The organism is Kineosporia sp. NBRC 101731 (assembly GCF_030269305.1).
Lineage (GTDB): Bacteria > Actinomycetota > Actinomycetes > Actinomycetales > Kineosporiaceae > Kineosporia.
The window spans coordinates 143,898-166,329 of record NZ_BSTC01000009.1 but is presented as its reverse complement, the minus strand read 5'-3'; the positions used below and the strand labels follow the sequence as shown (position 1 = coordinate 166,329).

Sequence of the window (22,432 nt, the reverse complement as noted above, 5' to 3'; positions counted from 1 at the left end):
TCCGGCCCTTACGGCCGCCACCGCCGCCGCCACTGTTGCCGTTGCCGTTCTCCTGCTGCTTCTTCTCGACCGGCTCGTCGTGCATGATCAGCCCACGGCCGCCGCAGTGCTCGCAGGTCTCGCTGAACACCTCGAGCAGGCCCTGGCCCACGCGCTTGCGGGTCATCTGCACCAGGCCGAGCGAGGTGACCTCGGCGACCTGGTGGCGGGTGCGGTCACGGCCCAGGCACTCCATCAGGCGGCGCAGCACCAGGTCACGGTTGCTCTCGAGCACCATGTCGATGAAGTCGACCACGATGATGCCGCCGATGTCGCGCAGCCGCAGCTGGTGCACGACCTCCTCGGCCGCCTCGAGGTTGTTCTTGGTGACCGTCTCCTCGAGGTTTCCGCCGGCGCCGGTGAACTTTCCGGTGTTGACGTCGACGACGGTCATCGCCTCGGTGCGGTCGATCACCAGCGAGCCGCCCGACGGCAGCCAGACCTTGCGGTCCAGGCCCTTCGCGAGCTGCTCGTCGATGCGGAACTTGGCGAAGACGTCCTTGTCATCGGTCCAGTGCTCGAGGCGCTGGGCCAGGTCGGGAGCCACGTGCGAGATGTATCCCTGGAGCGTGCCCCAGGCCTCGTCGCCGGAGATGATCAGGCGGTTGAAGTCTTCGTTGAAGACGTCGCGCACGACCTTGATCGCCAGGTCCGGCTCGCCGTAGAGCATGGCCGGGGCGTTCGCCGTGGAGACCTTCGCGGAGATGTCGTCCCACTGCGCCTGCAGCCGGATCACGTCGTGCTCGAGCTCTTCGTCGCTGGCACCCTCAGCCGCCGTGCGCACGATCACACCGGCATTGTCCGGCACGACCTCGCGCAGGATCTTCTTCAGGCGGGTGCGCTCGGTGTCGGGCAGCTTGCGGCTGATGCCGGTCATCGAACCGTCCGGCACGTACACCAGGTAGCGGCCGGGCATCGAGATCTGGCTGGTCAGGCGGGCGCCCTTGTGACCGATCGGGTCTTTCGTCACCTGCACGAGCACGGCGTCGCCGGCCTTCAGCGCGTGCTCGATGCGGCGCGGCTGGCCTTCCATACCGGCGGCGTCCCAGTTCACCTCACCGGCGTAGAGCACGGCGTTGCGGCCCTTGCCGATGTCGACGAACGCGGCCTCCATGCTCGGGAGCACGTTCTGCACCCGGCCGAGGTAGACGTTGCCGACCGTGGAGGTCTGGGTCTTGCGGGCCACGTAGTGCTCGACCAGCACGCCGTCTTCCAGCACGCCGATCTGGGTGCGGCCGTCGCGCTCACGCACGACCATGGTGCGCTCGACGCTCTCGCGCCGGGCCAGGAACTCGGCCTCGGTCAGGATCTGACGGCGGCGGCCGGCCTCGCGACCCTCCCGGCGGCGCTGCTTCTTCGCCTCCAGGCGGGTCGAGCCCCGCACCGAGGTGACGTCGTCGCTGCTGGTGCCACCGCTGCTGCGGCGGCTCTCGCGGACCCGGGTGGTGACGGTGGTGCCCTCGTCGACGGTGACCTCACCGTCGCTGCCACCCGCGCCACGACGGCGACGGCGACGACGGCGACGACTGCCCGTCGTCTCACCGGACTCCTCGCCGTCCTCGTCCTCGGCCGGCTCCTCGTCGGCGGCCTCGGTGTCCTCGGCGACCGGCTCGTCCTGAACGGTCGGGGCCGCCGGAGCGGTCTGGCTCGCGGCGGCGGGCTGCTCGGACGGCTCCGGGGAGTCGCCCCGGCTGCGGCCCCGGCGGCCCCGACCGCCACGGCGGCGACGACGACGGGGGGCGGTGGCCTCTTCCTGGTCGTCGCCCTCCTCGTCGCTGTCCTCGTCGGCCTCGTTGTCATCGGCCTCGTCGGCCGCGTCGTCCTCCTCGGCCTCCTCGGCGGTCAGGTCGTCGTTCTCGTCGGCGTCCGCGGACGCGTCGTCGAGCAGGCCGATGGCGTCCTCGACGGTGTCCTGCGGGTTCGACCCGGCGACGGCCTCGTCGTCGACGGGCTCGTCCTGGGGGGCGGGCTCCTCGACGATCTTCGGCGGGCCGGCCGGGCGGGAGGCCGCCCGGCGCGGACGCGAGGTGGCCGGTTCCGGCGCCTGGAAGATCGGCATGATCGCCGGGCGGGAGGGGGCGGCCGGAGTTTCCGCGGAAGCGGCCTCGGCGACAGCCTGCTCGTCCCGGGCCGCCTGCGCGGCCTCTTCGGCAGCGGCGTCGGCGGCCCGTTCGGCAGCCGAGCGCACCCGGGTACGCGGGCGGGTCCGGGTCACGGTGAAGGGAGCCGGCTCGGGCGCCGGGGCGACCGGGCTCTGGGTGACCGGGGTCTCGGCCTCCGGAGCTTCCGGGGCGTCGGGGCTCAGAGTGCTCTCGGGGCTCACAGCATCAACAGAGGACGAGGTGGTCACCGGGGTGCCGGTGGTCACGTTCTCGTCGACCTCGAGGGACTCGGGGGCCGCGGTGCTGGCCACCGGGGCGGAGGCCTTGCGGGTGCTGCGACGGCGGGTCGCCTTCTTGACCGGCGCGGTCGGCTCGGCGAACAGCGCGTCCGGGGCGGCGGGGGCCACCTCGGTACCGGTGACGCTCTCGATCGCGGCGGCGATCTCCGCCTCGGCGGCCGGGGTGGTGCCGTCGGGCGCCGTGTCGGTGGTGTCGGTGGTGTCAGTGGTGTCGGTCGTGTCCACCTCGGCTGCGGCCACCCGCTTGGAGGCGGCCCGCTTGCGGGGCGCGCGGACGCGCTTCACCGGGGCCGGGGCCTCGTCCGCCACCTCGGTGCCGGTCTCGCCCGTGGTCTCGGCACCGGTCTCGTCCGGGGTCTGGGCCACGGCCTTCTTCGTCGCACGCACCCGGGTGCGGCGGGCGCGGGGCGCGGCGGCCGGGGCCTCCGGGTCAGTGGTCGTGCCGGTGGTCGTGCCGGTGGTCGTGCCGGTGCCTGCCCCCGGGGCGGCAGCGTCGGACACGGCGACGGCATCGTCACTGGTCACCGAGACCGAGGGGGCCGTGACCGGAGCCTCGGCCGGGGTCTCGGTCTTCTTCTCGTTCGTGTCGTTCGTTGAGCTGGAGCGGTCGGCCGCGGTGGGGTCGCCGACCGGCGCGGTACTCGCGCCGGAGTCGGGTACCGGAGCTGAGGCCGATGCTGTGCTGCCGGCGCCGTCGGCGCTGTCGGCGCTGCCGGCCGGCGTGCTGGTGCCGCCGGCTGCGGCGTCCGGAACGGCGACACGCGCAGCAGACGAGGTCAGTCCTTCGACCACCTCACCGCCGCGTGCTTCGCCGTCCGTCGCCGCGGGTGTTTCTTCGTTGCTCGCCACGGGCGTTCTCCCGTCGCCCCGGGCGCCGATCACACCGACTCGGCGCCGCTCGGGGCACTCGTGTAGGTCGCCGCGCCAAACCGGTCGCGGCGGAAGTCAAGGCCTTACGCCGTACCGATGCGCGCCGAGCCGGTCAAGGCTGGGGCGCGGCACCTGTCAGGCGCCGCCGCCGTCCCGATCGGGGACCAGTGGGTCGGTCACCGATCCGTCTGCCTCGTCGAGCAGCCCCTGCGCCAGACGCGTCACTCGGGGAGGTGACGGAGGCGCGAAGTCGGCTACCGCGCGGAAAGCGGAAAGGACGTCGTCGGGTCGAACAGCCGGTGTGTTGTGCCGCACGACCATGCTCAGTATCGCACAACCGTTACCGGGTCTTGATGTGACACTAGGCTCCACTTCGATCCGGAGAACGGCCTCACGGGCGTCAAACGTCCGCATACCGCTCTTCGTCATGCGCTGCACCTCGACCCGTTCGGCCGCCAGGAAGCGTTCGACCACGTCCCGGACCCGGGCGTCGTTCGCCTGCGCGGCCTCTTCCCCGGGCGTGTCGGTGAACAGCTCGATCTGCCAGACCGAGGCCTGCAACCGGTCAGCGAGCACGCCCGGAGCCGTCACCTCGACCACGTCGACGATGTCCAGCCCGTCGGGCAGGGCGGAGTCCAGCGCGGTGCGCAGCGCCTCCGGGTCGCAGCGCGCGGCCAGGGCGATCTCGATGTACTCGGCCTCGCTGGCCGTGCCGGTGGGCGCGGCGTTGGCGTAGGAGATGCGCGGGTGCGGGTGGAACCCGGCCGAGTAGGCCATCGGGATCGAGGCCCGGCGCACGGCCCGCTCCAGCGCCCGCTGGAAGTCGCGGTGGCTGGAGAACCGCAGGCGGCCGCGCTTGGCGTACTGGAGCCGGAGCTTCTGCACGACCGGGGGCGGGGGCGGCCCCTCGGGCTGACGCGCCATCAGGCGACCGGCCCGGCGGCGGTGACCTGACCGGCGGCCGGCTGCGCGGTCGGCCCGGTGATCGGCGTGTGGGTGTGCGTGTGGGTCTGGATCCCGGACGGCCCGGACGGCCCCTGACCCGGCACCACGGCGAGCGGGAGCAGCGAGCGCCCGGTCGGCCCGATCTGGATCTCGGTGTTCATCTGCGGGCAGACGCCGCAGTCGAAGCACGGGGTCCAGCGGCAGTCCTCGACCTCGTCCTCGGACAGCGAGTCCTGCCAGTCCTCCCAGAGCCATTCCTTGTCCAGGCCGGAGTCCAGGTGGTCCCAGGGCAGGACCTCCTCCTCCGTGCGCTCCCGGGTGGTGTACCAGTTCACGTCCACCACGTTGTCGGCCAGGACCTTGTCGGCGCAGGCCATCCAGCGGTCGTAGGAGAAGTGCTCGCTCCAGCCGTCGAAGCGGCCGCCGTCTTCCCAGACCGCGCGGATGACCTGACCGACCCGGCGGTCGCCGCGGGACAGCAGTCCCTCGACCTGACCGGGTTTGCCGTCGTGGTAGCGGAAGCCGATGGCCTTGCCGTAGCGCTTGTCCGAGCGGATGGCGTCGCGGAGCTTGGCCAGCCGGGCGTCGACGACCTCGGGAGCGGTCTGGCCGACCCACTGGAACGGCGTGTGCGGCTTGGGCACGAAGCCGCCGATGCTGACGGTGCAGCGGATGTCCTTGGAGCCGGACACCTCGCGGCCGGTCTGGATCACACGCTTGGCCAGCTCGGCGATCTGCAGCACGTCTTCGTCGGTCTCGGTGGGCAGACCGCACATGAAGTACAGCTTCACCTGGCGCCAGCCCGCGCCGTAGGCGGCGGCGACCGTGCGCACCAGGTCGTCTTCGGTGACCATCTTGTTGATCACCTTGCGGATGCGCTCGCTGCCGCCCTCGGGGGCGAAGGTCAGGCCGGAACGGCGACCGCCCCGGGAGAGCTCCTGGGCGAGGTCGATATTGAACGCGTCGACCCGGGTGCTCGGCAGCGACAGGCCGGTGTTGGTGCCCTCGTAGCGGTCGGCCAGCTGCTTGGTCATCTCGGCGATCTCGGAGTGGTCGGCCGAGCTCAGGCTGAGCAGACCCACCTCCTCGAAGCCGGTGGCCTTCAGGCCCGCGTCGACCATGGAGCCGATGCCCTCGATGGTGCGCTCACGCACCGGGCGGGTGATCATCCCGGCCTGGCAGAACCGGCAGCCCCGGGTGCAGCCGCGGAAGATCTCCACGCTCATCCGCTCGTGCACGCTCTCGGCCACGGGAACCAGCGGCTTCTTCGGGTAGGGCCACTCGTCGAGGTCCATGACGGTGTGCTTGCTGACCCGCCGCGGCACGCCGTCGCGGTTCGGCACGACCCGCTGGATGCGGCCGTCGGGCAGGTAGTCGACGTCGTAGAGGGACGGCACGTAGACGCCACCGGTGCCGGAGAGGCGGAACAGCACCTCTTCGCGGCCACCCGGGCAGCCTTCCTGCTTCCACTCCCGGATGACGTCGGTGATGATCCCGACGGCCTGCTCGCCGTCGCCGAGCACGGCGGCGTCGATGAAGTCGGCGATCGGCTCGGGGTTGAACGCCGCGTGGCCGCCGGCCAGCACGATCGGGTGGTCGATCGTGCGCTCGGCGGCGCTCAGCGGGATACCGGCCAGGTCGAGCGCCGTGAGCATGTTGGTGTAGCCGAGCTCGGTGGAGAACGACAGGCCGAGTACGTCGAACTCGCCGACCGGGCGGTGCGCGTCGACCGTGAACTGGGGCACCTGGTGCTCGCGCATCAGCTTCTCCAGGTCGGGCCACACCGCGTAGGTGCGCTCGGCCAGGGCGTCGGGGCGCTCGTTCAGGACTTCGTAGAGGATCATCGTGCCCTGGTTGGGCAGCCCGACCTCGTACGCGTCCGGATACATGAGTGCCCAGCGCACCGTCGACGGGCCGGCGAAGTCCCACTCCTTGATCGTGGAGTTGAGCTCGCCGCCCACGTACTGGATGGGCTTGGAGACGAAGGGCAGCAGAGATTCGAGCCGGTCGAAGACCGACTCCACTGCACTGGTGTCCGTACGCATCCCGCCAGTTTAGGCGGGACCAAGGACCCTGGACGACGCAGTGGCCCGACGGGGCCCCGGATCGGCCCGGTTCCGACCCGGTTCCGACCCGGTTCCCGGCCCGTCGAAGACCGGTCCGACCGTTCACGTCGGGGCACCTCGCCGTGATCAACCAGAATCAGCCGGGGTCAACCAGGATCAGCCGGGGTCAACCAGGATCAGCCGGGGTCAACCAGGATCAGCCGGGGTCAACCAGGATCAGCCAGGAGCATCGGTCGGCCCGGACCGCCTCGACCGGTCCGCGCACGATCTCCTGATTCACCTGACCTTCGTGGCTCAGCCGGCCTGCTCGTTCGATCGTTCAGCCGATGCCCGCCCGTTGCCGGATCGCCGTCCGCAGCCGGCGGGCCTGCTGCACTGCCTTACCGGATCCGGTGCGGTCGGCCATCTCGTCCAGCTTCGGGATGCTGCTGCCGTCGGAATGCCGTGCGGCCAGGTCGGTGGCCAGCGCCAGCAGGTCGGGGACACCGGCCGGGCGGCTGTCCAGCACGTACGGCAGCATGGTGGTCATCACGCGCCAGATCTCCTGACCGGCACCGGTTCTCGCCGCCTCGGCCAGTTCCGGATAGACCCGGGTGCCGATGATCGGGCCGTCGGCGATCAGGGCGCCGAGATGCTCGCCCAGCACCGCGCCGTCGAGGTGGCCGGAGGCGGCCAGCCCCAGCACCGCATCGACCCCGGCCGTGCGCCCCGTCGCACTGTCGGAGCCCAGGTGGTAGGCGATCAGCAGGGTGGTCGCCGGGCCGATCGGCCCGCCGGAGTCGTGCCCCGACGGCAGACAGTCGATCGCTTGACCCTCGCGCACCGGGTCGATGTCGGTGAGCGCCCAGGCGGAGATCACCTCGCGGTGGTCGGGGAAGACGTCGGCCGGAGGTTGCGAGCCCATCCAGTGGCGGGTGAACGGGGGTTCGTTGTGATCGATGTGGAAGAGCCCGCGGTGCAGCCCGGATCGAGGTTCGCCACCGGGTTCGATGTCCACGACCCGCACCCCGCCGGGCCGCTTCTCGTCGGCCCGGTAGGTGCCCTCCCGGGCGCGCAGCCCCCCGCGCAGACGCTGGACGGGAGCCGGTAGCCCACCGGCCCCGAGCCACTGCGCGAACCGCCGGCCGGCCGCAGACGTCAAGTCGGCCGCGGCTTCTCGCACCTTCGGCTCGGTGTTCCGGGGCAGCCTCAGCAGAGCCTGCTCCAGGTCGAGTGGCCACGGCTGCCAGCCCTCGGACTCGGCCCGCCGCAGACGTGACAACAGGGTCTGCGCCTGGATCCGCCCGGACCGGTCGGTGGGAGTGGCCAGCAGCAGGGGCGGCACCGGACCGTCGAAATCGGGCAGTTGCCCGGCCAGGCCGAGGCCGGCCTCGGCCATGCGCAGCAGCACCACGTGGTGCGGGTAGTCGGACCAGGTCTGCAGGTGCGGGGTCGGCCGGCCCGCCAGTAGTGCGTCGCGGGCCGTCACGAACTTCTCCACCCGGTGCACCCGCTCCGAGAGCGACAGCATCAGAGGGTCGTACGGCCACTGCTCCGCCTCGAGGAAATGGGCCTGCCCGTGGTTCCATCCGGCTGCCCAGTAACCGTGCTTGCCCCCGAACCCGTGCACCCCGTTGGCCAGCGACCAGAGCACCCGCTGCAGTTCGCGCACCTCGTCGGGACGGTCGGCGCTGAGTGAAACCACCGCCGCCATGACGTGTTCCCGGCCGGTCCATCCGGACAACCCGAGCTTCCCCTCCAGAGCGGTCTTCAGGTCGGCCAGGTCGGCGATCGGGGTGAGCCAGGGTTCGGGCTCGTCGACGCACGGAAGAAGCGGCGCCTCCTGCGGGGCCGGCACGGCGGCGAGCTCCGGACCGCCCAGCCCGGCGGCCTGTGCCTTCTCCCGCAGGTCGGCCGGCAGGAGGGCAACCTGATCCGCGATCGTCTCGCGGTCGGCGTCGCTCAGCCGCCGGGCCCGGCGTAGCACCACCGCCAGCGCCTTCTCGGCCACGTCGTAGACCGGTGAGGAGAAGCAGCCCGCGAGCACGGTGACGATGTCACCCGCGCGCCCGGGACTCTCGCTCACCGCCCGGTCGAGCAGCGTGATCAGGGCTCGCACGTTGCCCTTCTCGGGCCGCTCCAGCACCGTGGGCGCCACCCCCAGCAGCAGGTCGGTCTCGAGGAGCCCGGCGTCGAGCAGCGTGCGCAGGTGACGCAGGGCGAACGCCGCGACCGGGGACGGGGCGGAGGCGGCCAGGTCGGCGTAGTCCTGCGCCCGCTCGGCCAGTTCTTTCTCCGTCGGTGCGAGCAGGTCGTGCAGACCGGTGAAGAACCGCAGGGCACCCGGACGATCGGGCTGGTACTGGCGGGCCAGGCAGCCGTCGAGCACCTCGGCCCGGTCGATGCGCCCGGCGTTCACCAGGGCCACCAGCGACGGGGCGACCGCGACCTCGGGTGTGCCGAGCATCAGCCCCAAGCCGTTGACCTCGAAGACCCGGGGCAGCAACGCCGTCAGGAACGGGCCGTCGAGCAGGCGCCGGACGGTCAGGGTGACGCGCTCGCCCTCGGCCGGGGGCCATTCCCTGAAGACGGTCGGCTCGCGCAGCCAGGCGGCCCAGCCGAGGAGGAAGGTGTCGCCGTCGGGCACCGGGGCACCAGTGGCGGCGACCAGGTCGGCAACCCCGCGCCAGGCACCGTCGTCCGGATCGCGCGGCAGCTTCGTGGCCATCCGGGCCGCCAGGTCGGGAAGCCAGTCGGCGCCCCGGGCGGCCGCGACGGCGACCATCCGGCTCACCGGCAGCAGGTGCCAGTCCCACCGCAGGTCGGCCCGGCCCAGCATCGTGGCGACGGCGGCGGACGAGGGCAGCAGGCCCACCGCCGCCACCGCCACCGACGGCAGCCGGCAGTTCTCCGCGCGCCCCGACGACCACGCGAACTCCGGCGACCCGGAGCGGACGTACGTGGTCAGATGCTTACTCAGGGCCGCCCGCGACTGCGGGTCGAGGCCGGTGACGAACTGCTCGACCTGCTCCACCCGGTACCCAGCCAGATGACCGCGCAGGACCTCCCAGTCGGCGCTCACGCCATCGCCTCCTGACCCGCGACACCCGCAACACCCGCAACACCGGCGCCGGCCTCGTCCGGCACGGCGCCCGAGAGCAGCCCGGCCGCCAGCACGTGCGCGCACGGACCGCGGTCGCCGCGATGTTCCTCCCACCAGGTACAGGTACAGCTCGCCGTCGCGCCGGCCGTGCGCACCAGATGCACCCGCCCCTGGGAGCCGAGTACCTCTGTGCCCCGGTCGGTCACGGTCACAGCGCCCTCGGCCACCAGCCAGCGGGCCCGGCGCAGGCGGGGATTCAGCTGCTCGACGCCCGGGCCCTGGGGCAGCGAGCGGTGGAAATAGGCGGCCTCGGCCACGTCGTAGCCGACCCGGCCGGCGGTGGCGAGCACGGTGAGCGCCGCCCGGACCCGCTCGGTGGTCAGGCCCGACGACTGCGCGAGGCCGGCCACGTCGATCGCGGTGTCCCAGGCCAGCAGGGTGCTCACCAGATCGGCGTCGGCCTCGGCCTGCGACCCGGACAGATGGATCAGCCCGGCCCCCTCACCGGCGAAACCCCTGGAGGCCTGCGGGGAAAGAGTGAGGGTGAGCCGCAGGCCGGGACCGGAGAGCTCCCAGCTGCCCGTGGCCTGCGACGGCCCGGAACCAGGAGCGGCGCCGTACACCCGCAGCGTTTTCGCGTGCCGCAGGAAGGGGGTGAGCAGGCTCAGCCGCTGCGCCCCACCGAGCCCGACGGCCCCTGCCACCGGCCGGGCCGTCAGCCGCAGCCCGCGGCCGGCGGGCACCACCCAGAGCGTGTCGCGGGTGGCCTTGCCCGGCAGCCGGGCCAGGAAGGCCGCGGCGGAGAGCCGGTCGACCTCGGCCCGCACGTCGAACCCGGAGGCGATGACCTGGGTCTCGGTGAAACCACGCAGCCAGGAGGCCGGCAGCGGCACCTTCCGCTCCACCACTCGCTCGGTGGCCGTGGTGACCGCGACATCGTCGGGACCGACGTCCAGGTGCAGGCGACCGTCCCGCACCCGGGCGAGCGCCCGGCGCAGAGGTGCGTTGATGTCGATGTTCGTGGTGCCGTGCCGCAGGAACCCGTCGCCGTCGAGTGCCTCGGGCAGCAGGTCGAGCCGCACGTGCACACCGGTGCACCCGGAGAACGCCTCGAAGCGGAGCTTGCTCTCCTCGGCGGTCACCACCGGGTCGAGCATCATCTGCGTCCGGGTGCGCCGGAAGTCGGCCGCGGCCACCGCGGAGACCACCAGGAGACCCGCCGCGGCCGCCCCCGGAACGGTCACGTCACCGCTGAAGAACCGCGGGTTGGCCGCCGGCCCGCCACTGGTCTGCAATCGCAGGCCGGACAGACCGGTGAGCTCGGAGGGACCCCGGTAGGAGTATGTCGCCAGCGCCTGCACGATTCAGACCACTTCCCGCTTTTCCCGGACGGACACCACTATTTCGACCACGCGGCGAAACTAGTGCCACCCACCGACAAAATGGGCGGAGGACGCCACCGGGCCACTTCGTCCGCAGACGAGCCCGGCAACGCCCTCCGGATGGAGCGACGGCTAACGAGTCCTCACAGACCCGGGAACCAGAGCCCGATCTCGCGCTCGGCCGACTCCGGCGAGTCCGAGCCGTGCACGACGTTCTGCTGCACGGCCGTGCCCCAGTCGCGGGCCAGGTCGCCACGGATCGAGCCCGGGGCGGCCTTGATCGGGTCGGTCGCGCCGGCCAGCGAGCGGAAGGCCGCGATGACCTGCTCGCCCTCGGCGACGGCGGCCACCACGGGGCCGGACATCATGAACTCGACCAGGTTGTTGTAGAAGGACTTGCCGACGTGCTCCTCGTAGTGCTTCTCGAGCAGTTCGGCGGTGGGCACCAGCAGGTTCAGGGCGACGACGTCATACCCCTTCGCCTCGATACGGCGCAGCACCTCGCCGATCTGGCGGTGGCGCACGCCGTCCGGCTTGACAAGAACGAGCGTCCGCTCCGAGGCCATGGTCATTGTCCCTCTCGATGATGTTGACACGGGCGCAGCAGAGCCTAACGAACACCGATCGATGGCCGGTGCCCCGGATGCGCGAAGGTCACCCTGAAGGCCTCAAGACTCCACTGACACCAAGCGATGGAATCAATGAAGTGACATTGCGGTTGCATACTGTCACCGAACCATTTGCTGGAGGAGTCATGGAACGACCCCCGCTGTCCACCGTGCTGACATCAGTCCTGTCCGCGGCCATCGAGAACACCCACCGGCCCACCCTGCTGGCCATCGTGCGTCCACACCTGCGCGACGAGGGCAAGGAACGTCCACCGGTGGACGAGGAACAGTCCGGGTCGCGGGTGATCCCGATGCCCCGCCGCGCCCCTGAACACGCCGAGCAGCACGACCCCACGCCGGCGGCCTGAGACCCCCCGAAACTCAGGCCGACCCGAAACTCAGGCCGACCCGAAACTCAGGCCCGGCGGATCGCTGCCGCGATCTCGGTGTTGCCGCCGACCAGCTCCAGCACCTTTTTCGCGGTTCCGGGCGCGTCGAGCAGCGCCACGATCACCGCGGCCACGTCGGCCCGGGGTACCGAGCCCCGGTTCACGCTCGGTGCCAGCCGCACCTGACCGGTACCCGGCCCGTCGATGAGCGCACCGGGGCGCAGGATGGTCCAGCCCAGATCGCGCGTGCGTAGATCGTCCTCGGCAGCGAGCTTGGCCAGCAGATAGGCGTGGAAGACGTCGTCGACGCCGTCGGGCCGGGCACCGTCGGCGACCGAGTCGGCGCCGATGCTCGAAACCTGCACGAACCGTGGCACACCGGCCTTCTCGGCGGCTTCGGCCAGCAGCACGGACGAAGCCCGGTCGACCGAGTCCTTACGCGCGGCGCCGCTTCCCGGGCCGGCCCCGGCCGCGAAAACGGTGGCGTCGGCACCGGCCAGAAGCCGGGTCACGGCCTCGACGTCCGCGGTCTCCAGATCCAGCACGGCGGGGGTGACCCCGATCCCGCGCAGGTCGTCCACGTGAGCCGGGTTACGGATGATGCCGACCACATCGTCCCCGCGGTCGTGGAGCATCCGCCCCAGGATCAGAGCGATCTTCCCGTGCCCTCCGGCGATCACGATGCGCATGGCCAGGACGCTAACCCAGGTTTCCCGGGCTGTCCCGGGCCGATCGACGTGAATCTCCGGGCGGCCCGGGCGTGCCGGTGGGCGGTGAGGCTCAGGCGGGCTCGGTGAATTCCCCGTCGCGCTCCTGTTTCGCCTGCTCGGCCTCGTGCAGGGCCCATCGCTCGGCCCCCTCACGCTCCAGCCGGGACCCGATGACGAGTGACGCGATCCACAGCGCCCCGAAGAGCACGCCGAGGAACAGCATGGTGTGTACCCAGATGCCGACGGCGAAGATCGCCAGCTGCAACACCGACCCGATCACGTACCCGGCGCGGCTGCGCAGCAGTCCGGCGGTCACGAAGCAGACCACGGCCAGGCCACAGGTGATGCCCAGCGCGGTGCCGGTGGACAGGGAGGAGAGGTCCTTCGCCACCAGACCGGCGAAGAACATCACCAGCGCCTCACTGATGAGGGTGGTCGCGGCCATCATCCGCATCGGGTTACGCACCCCATCATCTTGTCAAACCCGAACCGGTGTTCAGGCCACCGGGCGCCGCCGGAGCCCGTCGAGCACCAGATCCAGCAGGTGCGCCGTGCGCCGCTCCCAGTCCTCGTTCGGCACGCGCCAGAGAAAACCGACCAGCAGCAGCACCTCCTCGGCATCCACGTCCGGTCGCAGCAGTCCCGCCGCCTGCCCGGCCGCCAGCAGCGTGCCGATCACCCCGACCGTCTCGGCGTAGTACTCCGCCGACAGATCGGCCCGCGTCGCCGCCCGCACCGCGGCCGCCGCCCCGTGCTTGATGCGCCCGTAGGCGGCCAGCCGCTCCAGCCACAGCCGCAGCGCGATGTCCGGAGGATTCCCCTCCAGCAGCCCGGGAGCCGCGTCCAGCAGATCCCGCAGGTCGACCCGGTAGACCTCGACCAGCAGGGCCTCCCGGGTCGGGAAATGGCGGTACAGCGTGCCCTGCCCGACGCCGGCCTCCTTGGCGATCGAGTTCAGCGTGGCGTCGCTGGAACGCGTCAGCGCCGCGCGGGCCACCTCGAGCAGACGGGCGCGGTTCTGCTCGGCATCCGCCCTGCGCACCGTGGGAGCCATGCCACCCACCCTACCGAGCGCGGCACTTGCAAGCGGACACGCGTCCGTTTATCGTCAGCCAAGCGGACACTTGTCCACTTAGCTCCGGGAGAAACCATGTCCAAGGTCATCGCCATCACCGGCGCCAGCAGCGGCATCGGTGAGGCCACCGCCGAACTGCTCGCCGCCCGCGGCGCCACCGTGCTGCTCACCGCGCGGCGGGCCGATCGTCTCCAGGCCCTGACCGACAAGATCCGATCCCATGGTGGACGCGCGGACTGGGTGACCACGGACGTCACCAGTTGGGAGGACGCCCAGAAGCTGGTCCGCACGGCGAAAGAGCGGTTCGGGCGCCTGGACGTGCTGGTCAGTAATGCGGGGGTGGCCACCGTGCGCAGTTTCGAGACCCTCAGCACGGCCGAGATCGACGCCATGATCGACGTCAACCTCCGCGGCGTGCTGTACGGCATCAGCGCGGCCCTGCCGCTGTTCCGGGAGCAGGGCAGCGGGCACTTCGTGCAGACCGTCTCGACCTCCGGTCTGCGGATCGTGCCCGGTCAGGTGGTTTACGCCGGGGTGAAGAACGCCGTGCGCACGATCGCCGAGGGGCTGCGGCAGGAGATGGGCGACAGCATCCGGGTCACGGCGGTCTCCCCCGGCATGACCCGGACCGAGTTCGTCGACGGCGCCTCCCCCCAGATGCGGGAACAGGTGGAGCGGGTGGCGATGGGCCCGGACGCGATCGCCCGGGCCATCGCCTTCGCCATCGAGCAGCCGGCCGACATCGACGTCAACGAGATCGTCGTGCGCCCGACCGCCCAGAGCTGAACTACCGGCTGCTGAACGCCGCATCGAAAGACGTCGCCGGCGGGTCGAACAACTGCGTACGGACGAAGTCCAGGGCCTGCGGGGCCCCGACCAGCCGGTCCATCCCCGCGTCCTCCCACTCCACCGAGATCGGCCCCTGATAACCGATCGCGTTGAGCATGCGGAAACAGGCCTCCCACGGCACGTCTCCGTGGCCGGTGGAGACGAAGTCCCAGCCCCGGCGCGGATCGGCCCAGGCCAGGTGCGACCCCAACCGCCCGTTGCGGCCGTTGCCGACCTGACGCTTGGCGTCCTTGCAGTCCACGTGGTAGATCCGGTCCTGGAAGTCCCACAGGAATCCCACCGGGTCGAGGTCCTGCCAGACGAAATGGCTCGGGTCCCAGTTCAGCCCGAACGCCGGCCGGTGACCGATCGCTTCCAGCGCACGCCGGGCCGTCCAGTAGTCATAAGCGATCTCGGACGGGTGCACCTCGTGGGCGAACCGCACCCCAACCTCGTCGAAGACGTCGAGGATCGGGTTCCAGCGATCGGCGAAGTCCTGGTACCCGGCGTCGATCAGCTCCTGGGAGACCGGCGGGAACATCGCCACGTACTTCCAGATGGCCGAGCCGGTGAAGCCGACCACGGTGTCGACGCCGAGCCGGCTCGCCGCCCTCGCCGTGTATGTCATCTCCTCGGCCGCCCTTCGGCGCACCCCCTCGGGTGATCCGTCACCCCAGACCCGGTCGGTGAGGATGCCACGGTGCCGGGTGTCGATCGGGTCGTCACAGACCGCCTGGCCGGTCAGGTGGTTGGAGATCGCCCAGACCTTCAGGCCGTACCTGGCCAGGACGTCCTGCCGGTCCTGGAGGTAGGCGTCGTCCTCAACCGCCCGCACGACATCGAGATGGTCGCCCCAGCAGGCGATCTCCAGCCCGTCGTATCCCCAGCCGGAGGCCAGCCGGCAGACTTCCCCGAACGGCAGATCGGCCCACTGGCCGGTGAAAAGAGTGATCGGTCGTGCCATCTGGCCTCCCACGTCGAGATGCCCGGGCCCTCTGAGAGGGCCCGGGCACCGGCGATTACTTCTTCTGCACCTGCTTGATCAGATCGGCCGCGTCACGCTTCAGGGTCTTGCGGGCGTCCGCGTCCTTCACCACGGTCCTGGTCAGCGTGGCGTCGAAGATCTTCAGCGCCGCCACCGCCTTGACCGTCTTCTTCCCCACGGCCAGCTGCCGGGCCGTCTCCAGCTCGGCCTGGAGCAACACCGCCCCGGCCTTGGTCACCTTGCCGTCCTTGCGGAAGGCGGTGATCAGGGCCTTGACGTCCGCGAACGAGGTCACCGTGGTGAACTCCACGGTCTTCGTCACCGTGTTCCCGGCCTGGTCCGTGGCCTTCACACTCAGCGTGTGCTTACCCAGGGCCAGTGACCAGAGCTCGATCTCGTCCCCCGAGCTGATCGCTGCCCCGTCCAGGGTGCCGGTGACGGTGTCGACGCCTCCGTCGTCGGTCGCCTTCCAGACCGGGGTCAGGGTTTTCGAGTCACCGACGGACGCACCGGCCTGGACCCCGGTGACGGTCACCTCCGGTGGGGTGGAGTCGGCCGGCCCTTCCTCCGGGGAGAAGGTCAGCTGGTCCAGCACCACACCACCGGACGAGGTCACGTAGAGTTTCCCCGTCCCTTCCGGCGTATTGCTTCCCAGTCCGACCGACTTCTCGGCGATCTCCTCGCTGTTCACCGTGACCTTCGCGAACGGTGTCGCGTCGGGGGTACCCCAGCGGAAAGACAGCGTCCCGGATCCGGACGAGGCCACCGCGATCGAGTTGACCCCGGCCAGGTTCACCGGGTCCCAGCCCAGATGGTCGCCCGCGTCGAGCGAGGTGACCTTCCGCAGCCCACCGGCGCCCGCGTCGTCCACGATCTCGACGCCCTGCTGTTCGTCAGCCCATTCCGCCTGCTGCACGCGGGGGTTGAGGATCATCGAGACCTCACCGGTCGCGGCCGGCACCCCGTTCGCCCCGGCGTCGGTGTAGCGGATGACCACCACGCCGAAGATGTTCTCCGTGACCCCGTGCTCCTGCGCGTCGGCCGGCGTGGGGATGGTGAACGTGCAACCCGTGCCCTGGCTCAACGGATGGGCGTGCCGGTCGTGACCCAGCCCGAACGTCCACGAGACCCGGGAGCACACCGTCGCCGCCCCGTCCTCGGGATCACTGGTGGTGACGGTGAACGGCACCCCCTCGCCCCAGGTGAAGAAGGCCCCGTTCGACGGCGTGGTGACCGTGACGGTCGGCGCCACGTTACCCACGCTGATGTTGGTGGAGGTCAGCCCGTACTTGCCCTCCGGGTCGGTGACCCGCAGGCGGGGCGTGTACCTACCCAGTTCCTGGTAGGTGTACGACGCGGTCACGCCGGTCGCGTCGAACGTGCCGTCCGCGTTGAAGTCCCACTCGTAGGTGAGGTCTTCACTCTCCGGGTCGACCGACTCGGCGCCGGAGAACTCGACCGTCAGCGGGGCCTTGCTGCTGCTGATCGGGTCGGCGGTGATGTGGGCCTGCGGAGACTTGTTGCCCGGGGCCCAGTCGATGCGGTAGAGACCGGCGTCCGGGTTGGCCCGGAAGAAGCCGTCCCCGTAGTCGAGTACGTAGAGCGAACCGTCCGGCCCGAACTCGATGTCGATCGGGCTGTCGGTGATCGGCTGCCCGTTCGTGGTGAGGTCGGCGTTGGGCAGGAAATGCTCGATCTTGGAGACCGGGCCGTCCGGCCAACCAACCGTGAAGGCCGCCAGGTAGTCCTGCGAGAACTCGGCGAAGAACGCCTTGTCGTCCCAGTACTCGGGGAACTTCGTGGTCGAGGCGTTGTCGGCGTCGTAGTGGTACACCGGGCCTCCCATCGGCCCCTGGCCACCCTGGGGGTCGAAATCGGTCAGCCCGGGCCAGGGCTGGTCGTCGGCGTCGTCCCCGTAGTAGAGGTCGGCATCCGTGGCCGGCGGCAGCGTGGCCAGGCCGGTGTTCCAGCGCGAGTTGTTCTCCGCGCCCGCGGCACAGTCGAAGAACTCACCGGGCGTGGCGGTCTCGAAATTCCACTCGTTGTAGTTCCGGCTGTCGGCCGTGCAGTACGGCCAGCCCGAGTTCATCGGCTGGTCGATACCCGTGGTGTTCCACTCGACGTAGCCCATCGGGCCCCGCTGGGCGTTCGCGACCCCGGCGTCCGGGCCGTAGTCACCCCACGAGACGCTGTTCGTGTCCGCGTCCACGTCGATCCGGAACGGGTTACGCACACCCTGCACGAAGATCTCCGGGCGGGTCTTCGCCGTGCCCTCCGGATAGAGGTTGCCCTCCGGGATCGTGTACGAACCATCGGCCGCGACCTTGATGCGCAGGATCTTGCCGCGCAGGTCGTTCGTGTTGCCCGCACCCCGGCGGGAGTCGAAGCCCGGGTTGTATCCGGGCCGGTCGTTGTTCGGCGCGAACCCGTCAGCGCCCGGGGCACTGGCCGGGGTGTTGTCACCGGTGGCCAGGTAGAGATTGCCGTCGCCGTCGAAGTCGACGTCACCGGCCACGTGGCAGCACTGGCCGCGCTGCGCCTCGACCTTGATGATGACCTGCTCGGACGCCAGGTCGAGGGCCCCGTCGGCGTACTTCACCCGGGAGAGCTGGTTGTAGCCCTTCCACTGGTCCCAGTACGACGCGTCCTGCCCCTGCGGCAGCGTGTTGGGCGAGTTCCCGGTGGGCGTGGCCGCCGGGTACGGGGCGTCCATCGCCTTCGGGGCGTAGTAGAAGTAGACCCAGCCGTTCTCGGCGAAGTCCGGGTCCAGGGTGACGGTCTGGAGCCCGTCCTCGGAGTTGTTGTAGACGTTGAACTTGCCCGCCTGGCTGGTCACGCCGGTCGCCGGGTCGGTCAGGCGCACCACCCCGTCGCGGGCCGTGTGCAGCACCGTGCCGTCGGGCAGCACGGCCATGTCGATCGGTTCGCCGATGTCCTTGGTCAGGGTGATCTTCTCGTAGTTGGCCCAGTTCAGCGGGTCTTCGTCACCCTCGTGCCCAGGGTGGGCGAAGGCCACGGCGGGGGCCGCGACCAGGGCACCGAGGGCCAGCACCAGGGCCAGGAAGAGCTTGAGCGGGCGCATCAGAGCTCCGCCAGGTGCTGCAGACCCAGCCGCGCGTGCTGCAGCGACTGCGCCGGCGCGGCCGTGCCACCGGGAGCCGTGTCCTGCTCCACCATCGGGTGACGCGTGTCGGTGCGCCCGACGCGGCGGAAGAACCGCTCGTAGTCGATCTTTCCGGTGCCGAACGGCACGATGTCGTAGCCGTTGGCCACGTCCAGGTCGGGTTCGCCGTCCTTGGCGTGGAACAACGGGTACCGGGAGTTCGCCGAGAGCACGGTCGCGGCCGGGTCGAACACGTCCTTGCGGGCCGAGCCGTCCGCCGCCGTGTAGGTGGTGAACTTGTACTGCGCCACGTGCGCCCAGAACACATCCATCTCCAGGTACACATACTTCGGGTCGGTGACCTTCAGGAAGTACTCCAGGCGCCGGATCCCGCTGGAGCGCGTCGGGTTCCCGGCCGCGTCGGCCGGGCCCTGGTCGAGCAGGAAGCTGTAGGCCGCGTCGTGGTTGTGGGTGTACAGCTTCAGCCCGGCCCGGCTCGCGATCTTCCCCAGGCCGTTCCACTTCTCCGCGGCCAGGTCCCAGTCGGCCTTGAAGGCGCTGTTGGTGGGGTCCGCGCCGGTGCCGACGTGCTGCATGCCCAGGATGTTCGCGATCTCCAGGTGCAGCTTGAACTTCTCCTCGTCGGCCGCGGTGAGCGGCCAGGCCGGGATGAACCCGTGGTTGCCCTGGGCCCGCAGACCGTTGTCGTCCAGCCATGTCCGCAACTGCCTGGCCCCGGCGACGGACTCCAGCGAAGCGCCGCCCGGGGCGTTGGCGTGCTGCGTGTACCCGGCGAACTCGACCTGCTGGTAGCCGATCTTCGCCAGGGCCGCGAACACCTCCTGGAACCCGGACGGGCCCACGAAGGCACCCGGGTCGCGGGAGATCGCGTCGCGGACGGTGTAGAGGATGATGCCGCGCTTGCTCTTCGGGATCTTGCCGGTTCTGCCCTTCACGGACGCCTCCGCGGAGCCGGTGGGTAGGGTCACGGCAGCCGCCGCGGCAGCAACGCCGGTACTCGCGGCGAAGAGCTGACGACGGTTCAGCCGCAGTGCTCTGGCCAGGGCCGATGCCTCGTTCTGCGATGGTGCGTCGAACATGCTGTTCTCCTAGACTGGAGCGGTCAGGGGGATCCTTCCCAAGCGGCGGTGCTGCTTCTCCTCTCTGGTAAGGGGTTCCCGCCGGTGTGCCAGCACCGGCGGGAACTCAGGCTGCGGTCCGGGTCGGGGTCGGCAGGGTCTGCCAGTGCGAGCTCGCGGCCGCCGATTCCGTCACCGCGGCCAGCACCTGCTGCACCTGGAGGCCGTCCTCGAACGACGGGGTGGGATCGGTGCCGTTCCCGAGATCGGTCAGCAGGTCGGCGATCTCGTGGGTGAAGGAGTGCTCGTAGCCGAGCAGGTGCCCGGGCGGCCACCACGCCCGCAGGTACGGGTGCTCCGGCTCGGTCACGAGAATCCTTGTGAAGCCGCCGGTCTCGGCGTTCGACCGGCCGTCGTAGAGGTGCAGCTCGTTCATCGCCTCGAAGTCGAAGGCCAGGCTGCCGAGACTGCCGTTGACCTCGATCCGGATGGCGTTCTTGCGGCCACCGGCGAACCGGGTGGCCTCGAAGGACCCGAGGGCTCCGGCGCGGAACCGACCGATGAACAGAGCCGCGTCGTCCACCGTTACCGCACCCTTGTCGCCCCCGGCGTCGCCCGACAGGCCGGAGGACGCGGTCGGCAGCGGACGCTCCTTCACGAACGTCTCGGTGAGCCCGGAAACACCGGCCAGATGGTCACCCACGATGAACTGCGTGGCGTCGACGATGTGCGCGCCGATGTCGCCCAGCGCACCGCTGCCGGCGCGCTCGGCCTGCAACCGCCAGACCAGGGGAAACTGCGGATCGATGATCCAGTCCTGCAGGTACTGCGCCCGGACGTGCCGGATCTCGCCCAGGCGCCCCTGGGCCACCAGCTTGCGGGCCAGGGCGATCGCGGGCACCCGGCGGTAGTTGAAGCCCACCATCGAGCGCACCCCGTGCGCCCTGGCCTTCCGCGCCGCCTCGACCATCAGCTCGGCCTCGGCCACGGTGTTGGCCAGAGGTTTCTCGCAGAGCACGTGCTTGCCCGCGGCCAGGGCCGCGATCGCGATCTCGGCGTGGGTGTCGCCCGGTGAGCAGATGTCGATCAGCTGGATGTCGTCCCGCTCGATCAGCGCCCGCCAGTCGGTCTCCACACCCTCCCAGCCCAGCTTGGTCGCCGCCGCCTGTGTCGCGTCCCGGTCGCGGCCGCAGACCGCGGTCATCCGGGCCTTCACCGGCAGGTCGAAGAAGTGACCGGCCGAGCGCCAGGCCTGGGAATGGGCCGCACCCATGAAGGCGTACCCGATCATCCCGACGCCCAGGGTCGCCTCCCCCATCAGGACTCGAATCCCAGCGGGAGGTACGCGTCGACGTTCTCCTTGGTGATCGTCTCGCTGGTGAGCGTGATCGAGGCGGGTACCCCGAGCTCCACCAGGTCGCTCAGCCCCTTGCCCTGCCCCACCAGCCGGGCGAGTTTCACGGCCGAGGCGGCCATGCTCGGCGGGTAGGTCACGGTCGCCTTCATCACCCCGGAGTCGGCCTTGATCAGGTCCATCATGTTCTTCGACCCGGCACCCCCGACCATGATGAACTCGTCGCGGTTCGCCTGGTCGATCGCCGCCAGCACCCCCAGGCCCTGGTCGTCGTCGTGGTTCCAGAGCGCGTCGATCTTCGGTGCCGCCTGGAGCAGGTTGCTCGTGACCTGCTGGCCCGACTCCACCGTGAACTGCGCGCTGACCTGGTTCGAGACCTTGAAACCGGCCGTCTTGAGAGCCTCTTCGAAGCCCTTGCTGCGGTCCTGGGTGAGCGGCAGGTCGGCGATGCCCTGCACCTCGGCGATCACCGGGTCTTTCACCCCCTTGGCCGTGAGCTGCTGGGCAATGTAATAGCCGGCCGCCGCGCCCATTCCGTAGTTGTCACCACCGATCCAGGTGCGGGCACCCCGCGGCGAGGAGAACACCCGGTCCAGGTTGATCACCTGAATCCCGGCCTCCATCGCCTTGATGCCCACCTCCGTCAGCGCGTTGCCGTCGAACGGAAGAATCACCAGAACATTGACCTTCCGACTGATCAGCGTCTCCACCTGGGAGATCTGCTGATTCACGTCATTACTGCCCTCGACGGCCTGGAAGTCGACGTCGCCGTACTTCTTCGCTTCCTCCTCGGCCTTGGTGGTGATGGCCCCGATCCACCCGTGGTCGGCGGCGGGGGCGCTGAACCCGATCACCACGTCCTGACCCGGCTCGTCGTTGCCACTGCCGCTGTTGGCCGGCGCCGTAGCCTTCGAGTCGGCCTCAGCGGGTTCGTTGCTCGTGCAGGCGGCCAGCAGGGCCCCCGCGCCGAGCAGGCCCGATCCGACGAAGAGGCGTCTGCGGTCGAGAGCGAATCTGTCCATCGGGAACCTCCGGTTGTTTCTCCATTGAGGACGATGCCAAGAGTCGATCTGTCGCGGCACTTTTCGGTTCCACGACAGATGCGCCAAGGCTTCATAGCCTGTTATCGCCGCCGGGAGCGGTTCGCCCATACCGTGTGCATTCCGTGCGCCCCGCCCCCAACGAATGCACACGACATCTCTGATCCGAACGGGTGTGGGATCCGGCGGACACCGGTGCCGAAACCTCGGCCCCCGGGTGTTCGAGGCCCAGAACGGGGAGCCGTTCCCGGGGGGACCCGTCTGCGTTGTGTACACCTGGTACATCCGGTACCGGATGTACCAGGTGTACACAACACTTCGGCGGTCCTGTCATGGCCGGCCAGGACCCTGCCAACCCCGGCAGGCTGTCGGGCAACAGCGGGCCGGAGGACGAGGTCAAGGTCGAGGACGAGGTCGCGAGGGAGTGGGAACGGGCCGGGGGCCGGAAAGGGTCGGGGACAGATTGCCCCACGTCG

The 22,432-nt window shown here is 70.4% G+C and carries 15 protein-coding genes and 1 pseudogene; 2 read left to right on the top strand and 14 right to left on the bottom strand.

What is annotated here, in order from left to right; translation table 11 throughout:
• Position 1: 1 nt before the first annotated feature.
• The 6 genes and pseudogenes from QSK05_RS23715 to ndk all read right to left on the bottom strand — a co-directional run.
• Positions 2 to 2,239: pseudogene (locus tag QSK05_RS23715) on the bottom strand (Rne/Rng family ribonuclease); the annotation flags it as partial.
• A gap of 1,206 nt (positions 2,240 to 3,445) precedes the next feature.
• Positions 3,446 to 4,234 (bottom strand): TIGR03936 family radical SAM-associated protein, encoded by a 789-nt coding sequence (locus tag QSK05_RS23710; RefSeq protein ID WP_285599501.1) that lies wholly within the window; start codon positions 4,232 to 4,234, stop codon positions 3,446 to 3,448.
• Positions 4,234 to 6,300 (bottom strand): TIGR03960 family B12-binding radical SAM protein, encoded by a 2,067-nt coding sequence (locus QSK05_RS23705; protein ID WP_285599500.1) that lies wholly within the window; start codon positions 6,298 to 6,300, stop codon positions 4,234 to 4,236. The genes QSK05_RS23710 and QSK05_RS23705 overlap by 1 nt, the downstream gene beginning before the upstream one ends.
• A 340-nt stretch (positions 6,301 to 6,640) precedes the next feature.
• Entirely contained in the window at positions 6,641 to 9,382 is a 2,742-nt protein-coding gene (locus QSK05_RS23700) for a DUF6493 family protein (protein WP_285599499.1), read from the bottom strand.
• Positions 9,379 to 10,764 (bottom strand): SWIM zinc finger family protein, encoded by a 1,386-nt coding sequence (locus tag QSK05_RS23695; RefSeq protein ID WP_285599498.1) that lies wholly within the window; start codon positions 10,762 to 10,764, stop codon positions 9,379 to 9,381. The genes QSK05_RS23700 and QSK05_RS23695 overlap by 4 nt, the downstream gene beginning before the upstream one ends.
• 164 nt (positions 10,765 to 10,928) lie before the next feature.
• A complete protein-coding gene (gene ndk, locus QSK05_RS23690) occupies positions 10,929 to 11,351 on the bottom strand; it encodes a nucleoside-diphosphate kinase (RefSeq protein ID WP_352302358.1) in 423 nt (140 codons plus the stop codon).
• 188 nt (positions 11,352 to 11,539) lie between these two features.
• Between ndk and QSK05_RS23685 the strand changes: the two genes are divergently transcribed.
• Positions 11,540 to 11,761, top strand: coding sequence for a hypothetical protein (locus tag QSK05_RS23685; protein WP_285599496.1), 222 nt, complete (start codon positions 11,540 to 11,542; stop codon positions 11,759 to 11,761).
• Between the two features lie 47 nt (positions 11,762 to 11,808).
• Here the strand turns inward: QSK05_RS23685 and QSK05_RS23680 are convergent, their stop codons facing one another.
• The 3 genes from QSK05_RS23680 to QSK05_RS23670 form a co-directional block, all read right to left on the bottom strand.
• Positions 11,809 to 12,471: an SDR family oxidoreductase gene (locus tag QSK05_RS23680; protein WP_285599495.1), complete on the bottom strand. Its 663-nt coding sequence runs from the start codon at positions 12,469 to 12,471 to the stop codon at positions 11,809 to 11,811.
• 91 nt (positions 12,472 to 12,562) lie between these two features.
• Positions 12,563 to 12,958 carry a DUF4233 domain-containing protein gene (locus tag QSK05_RS23675; protein ID WP_285599494.1) on the bottom strand — a complete coding sequence of 132 codons (396 nt, stop codon included), beginning with the start codon at positions 12,956 to 12,958 and terminating at the stop codon, positions 12,563 to 12,565.
• A gap of 30 nt (positions 12,959 to 12,988) precedes the next feature.
• Positions 12,989 to 13,546 carry a TetR/AcrR family transcriptional regulator gene (locus QSK05_RS23670; protein ID WP_285599493.1) on the bottom strand — a complete coding sequence of 186 codons (558 nt, stop codon included), beginning with the start codon at positions 13,544 to 13,546 and terminating at the stop codon, positions 12,989 to 12,991.
• Positions 13,547 to 13,642: 96 nt separating this feature from the next.
• Between QSK05_RS23670 and QSK05_RS23665 the strand changes: the two genes are divergently transcribed.
• On the top strand, positions 13,643 to 14,353 hold the full coding sequence (locus QSK05_RS23665; protein ID WP_285599492.1) for an SDR family oxidoreductase: 711 nt from the start codon (positions 13,643 to 13,645) through the stop codon (positions 14,351 to 14,353).
• A 1-nt stretch (position 14,354) separates the two neighbouring features.
• Here the strand turns inward: QSK05_RS23665 and QSK05_RS23660 are convergent, their stop codons facing one another.
• From QSK05_RS23660 to QSK05_RS23640, 5 genes are all read right to left on the bottom strand, one after another.
• Positions 14,355 to 15,359: a sugar phosphate isomerase/epimerase family protein gene (locus tag QSK05_RS23660; RefSeq protein ID WP_285599491.1), complete on the bottom strand. Its 1,005-nt coding sequence runs from the start codon at positions 15,357 to 15,359 to the stop codon at positions 14,355 to 14,357.
• Positions 15,360 to 15,414: 55 nt separating this feature from the next.
• Positions 15,415 to 18,462 (bottom strand): PQQ-dependent sugar dehydrogenase, encoded by a 3,048-nt coding sequence (locus QSK05_RS23655; protein ID WP_285599490.1) that lies wholly within the window; start codon positions 18,460 to 18,462, stop codon positions 15,415 to 15,417.
• A complete protein-coding gene (locus QSK05_RS23650) occupies positions 18,462 to 19,583 on the bottom strand; it encodes a sugar phosphate isomerase/epimerase family protein (protein ID WP_285599489.1) in 1,122 nt (373 codons plus the stop codon). Before QSK05_RS23650 ends, QSK05_RS23655 begins: the two co-directional genes overlap by 1 nt.
• Before the next feature lie 106 nt (positions 19,584 to 19,689).
• Entirely contained in the window at positions 19,690 to 20,880 is a 1,191-nt protein-coding gene (locus QSK05_RS23645; protein WP_285599488.1) for a Gfo/Idh/MocA family protein, read from the bottom strand.
• Positions 20,880 to 21,938: a substrate-binding domain-containing protein gene (locus QSK05_RS23640; protein ID WP_285599487.1), complete on the bottom strand. Its 1,059-nt coding sequence runs from the start codon at positions 21,936 to 21,938 to the stop codon at positions 20,880 to 20,882. Before QSK05_RS23640 ends, QSK05_RS23645 begins: the two co-directional genes overlap by 1 nt.
• Between the last annotated feature and the right edge of the window lie 494 nt (positions 21,939 to 22,432).

Excerpts from the sequence above, each read along its gene's own strand:
- QSK05_RS23640 (WP_285599487.1), bottom strand. The coding sequence starts at position 21,938 with ATGGACAGATTCGCTCTCGACCGCAGACGCCTCTTCGTCGGATCGGGC.
- QSK05_RS23680 (WP_285599495.1), bottom strand. The coding sequence starts at position 12,471 with ATGCGCATCGTGATCGCCGGAGGGCACGGGAAGATCGCTCTGATCCTG.
- ndk (WP_352302358.1), bottom strand. The coding sequence starts at position 11,351 with ATGGCCTCGGAGCGGACGCTCGTTCTTGTCAAGCCGGACGGCGTGCGC.
- QSK05_RS23685 (WP_285599496.1), top strand. The coding sequence starts at position 11,540 with ATGGAACGACCCCCGCTGTCCACCGTGCTGACATCAGTCCTGTCCGCG.
- QSK05_RS23655 (WP_285599490.1), bottom strand. The coding sequence starts at position 18,462 with ATGCGCCCGCTCAAGCTCTTCCTGGCCCTGGTGCTGGCCCTCGGTGCC.
- QSK05_RS23710 (WP_285599501.1), bottom strand. The coding sequence starts at position 4,234 with ATGGCGCGTCAGCCCGAGGGGCCGCCCCCGCCCCCGGTCGTGCAGAAG.
- QSK05_RS23650 (WP_285599489.1), bottom strand. The coding sequence starts at position 19,583 with ATGTTCGACGCACCATCGCAGAACGAGGCATCGGCCCTGGCCAGAGCA.
- QSK05_RS23645 (WP_285599488.1), bottom strand. The coding sequence starts at position 20,880 with ATGGGGGAGGCGACCCTGGGCGTCGGGATGATCGGGTACGCCTTCATG.
- QSK05_RS23665 (WP_285599492.1), top strand. The coding sequence starts at position 13,643 with ATGTCCAAGGTCATCGCCATCACCGGCGCCAGCAGCGGCATCGGTGAG.
- QSK05_RS23660 (WP_285599491.1), bottom strand. The coding sequence starts at position 15,359 with ATGGCACGACCGATCACTCTTTTCACCGGCCAGTGGGCCGATCTGCCG.
- QSK05_RS23670 (WP_285599493.1), bottom strand. The coding sequence starts at position 13,546 with ATGGCTCCCACGGTGCGCAGGGCGGATGCCGAGCAGAACCGCGCCCGT.
- QSK05_RS23705 (WP_285599500.1), bottom strand. The coding sequence starts at position 6,300 with ATGCGTACGGACACCAGTGCAGTGGAGTCGGTCTTCGACCGGCTCGAA.